Here is a 2,197-nt window from a genome sequence, read left to right as displayed (position 1 = left end):
AGCAGCCTCGGCTACCGCAGTCCCGCCGAATACGAGGCCGTCCTCGCGGCCTGACCACCACACCGATGGTGTCCGCCAAAGCGGAACAAGCTCAGGGTGGTTGCAAGCGGAATGCCTGTGGCGTCGGTGATCAGGTGATGCTTGCCGCCGTTTCCGCCCCGGTCAACAGGGCTTCGTCCGGTCTTGGAGCCCCTCTTAACGCGCGTATGTGAGAGCCGTCGACCACGGCACGGGAGAACTCCAGAGCGCCCGCTCCACGAAGACGAGCGAGGAGAGCCTCGCGCGGTCGCGGCCAGACGCCGGCTTCGGTCCACTCCGCCAGGCGACGCCAGCAGGTCATGCCCGAGCCGAAACCCAGCTCCTGCGGCAGGTGTTCCCACGCGATCCCGGTATGCGGCACAAACAGGATGCCCTGGAACACCAGCCGATCCGGATGCCGCTTCCGCCCCGGATGACGAACCCGACGCCCCACCCTCGGCAGCAGCGGCTCGATCACCGCCCAGATCTCATCGTCCACTTCCCACGGCTTCCGCCGAGCCACCCCACACCCCCCCCAGATCAACACTCGGGAGGCCATCCAACCAACCCGAAGATCATTTCGTTAGGGGTTGTTAGGGCAGGGAGGGCGGCATGCAAGGCCCGCTGGGCACGGGGTGCCCGTGGTACCCGGCCAGCGACCCGTCCTCCAGCGGGGAGGTCGTAGCCGACCTTGGCCATGGCGCGCTTGGCGAACTCGTCGGTGTTGACGATGATCTCGCCGCCGCGCGGCACGTCCCCGATGTTCGCCTTCAGCGCGGCCAGGTTCATCGCGACCAGCACGTTCGGGGCGTCGCCCGGGGTCAGGATGTCGTGGTCGGCGAAGTGCAGCTGGAACGAGGACACGCCCGGCAGGGTGCCGGCGGGCGCCCGGATCTCCGCCGGGAAGTTGGGCAGCGTCGACAGGTCGTTCCCGAAGGACGCCGTCTCCGACGTGAACCGGTCTCCCGTGAGCTGCATACCGTCACCGGAGTCGAGTTCGGCTATGTACTGCCCGGCCTCAACCTTCAGGGCTACAGCGAGCATCGGCCTCGCGCCCTCCCGGACGATCCCATCTAGCAGAGAGGTACCGGTATCGGTTGGTGCCGTCTTCGGTAACTACGCTGAGCACGGGCGTGCCTTCCCAGCCTGCGGTCTAATGCGGGCCTACTCGGTGACCTTGAGTCGATCGCTCGGGGAAGGTACGCCCGCCGCGTCTTACGAGGCACCCCGCCCCGGGGTCGATTCACAGGTTCTGAGCATGCTCCACTCATGACAGGTACCCGTCATTCCCGTCACTCTCTGCCCAGCTCTTCGTATATCAGTTTGCGCACCACAGCTCTTCTTGCACTGCTCAGACGGCCCACCCATCCGTCACCCTTCGCAAAAGGAGTTCGCGTGAGATCCACGCCAAGCCGTCGTGCCACCGCGACGGGCGCTCTGATCGCGACCGCCGCGATTCTGGCCACTGGTTTCCAGGGTTCCGCCACCGCCGACCCCGGCGGCTGGGCCGCCGCGCCCAAGGCGCAGGCGGCCGACAAGGCCAACGCCGGCAAGCTGCCGGCCGACCTCTCCCCCGCCGAGCGCGCCGCGCTCATCAAGGCCGCTGACGCCGACAAGGCGAACACGGCCAAGGCCCTCGGCCTCGGCGCTCAGGAGATGCTGGTCGTCCGCGACGTCGTCCAGGACCGCGACGGCACGACCCACACGCGCTACGAGCGCACGCTCACCGGGCTGCCCGTCCTCGGCGGTGACCTGATCGTCGCCGAGACCAAGGCTGGGGCGACCCTGTCGATCATCAAGGCCTCTCAGGCCCAGCTGAAGAACGTCGACCTCAGCGCCGACATCGCACCGGCGGCCGCCGAGAAGCAGGCGCTCAACGCGGCCAAGGCCGAGGGCTCGAAGGCGACGGCCGCCGAGCGCGCCCCGCGCAAGGTCGTCTGGATGGCGCATGGTTCGCCCGTCCTCGCGTACGAGACCGTCGTCGGCGGCCTCCAGCACGACGGCACGCCCAACGAGCTCCATGTCGTCACGGACGCTGCCTCCGGCGCGAAGCTGCACGAGTGGCAGGCCGTGCACACCGGCACCGGCAACACGATGTACAGCGGTCAGGTCACCCTCGGCACCGCCCCGTCGTACACGCTGACGGACACCGGCCGCGGCAACCACAAGACGTACAACC

Annotated in this window: 3 pseudogenes; 1 reads left to right on the top strand and 2 read right to left on the bottom strand. The window is 68.2% G+C overall.

What is annotated here, in order from left to right:
- Positions 1 to 68: 68 nt before the first annotated feature.
- Both ACIGXE_RS37655 and ACIGXE_RS37650 read right to left on the bottom strand, forming a co-directional pair.
- A pseudogene (locus ACIGXE_RS37655) lies at positions 69 to 541 on the bottom strand (IS5 family transposase); the annotation flags it as partial.
- 103 nt (positions 542 to 644) lie between these two features.
- Positions 645 to 1,062 (bottom strand): annotated as a pseudogene (locus ACIGXE_RS37650) (2-oxoacid:acceptor oxidoreductase family protein); the annotation flags it as partial.
- Between the two features lie 351 nt (positions 1,063 to 1,413).
- Here ACIGXE_RS37650 and ACIGXE_RS37645 point away from each other — a divergent pair.
- Positions 1,414 to 2,197, top strand: a pseudogene (locus ACIGXE_RS37645) (peptidase M4); the annotation flags it as partial.

Origin of the sequence: Streptomyces sp. NPDC053431, assembly GCF_044544925.1 — a bacterium.
Taxonomy (GTDB): domain Bacteria; phylum Actinomycetota; class Actinomycetes; order Streptomycetales; family Streptomycetaceae; genus Streptomyces.
Note: the sequence above shows the minus strand (reverse complement) of the source record. Positions and strands in the feature narration are given on the sequence as shown.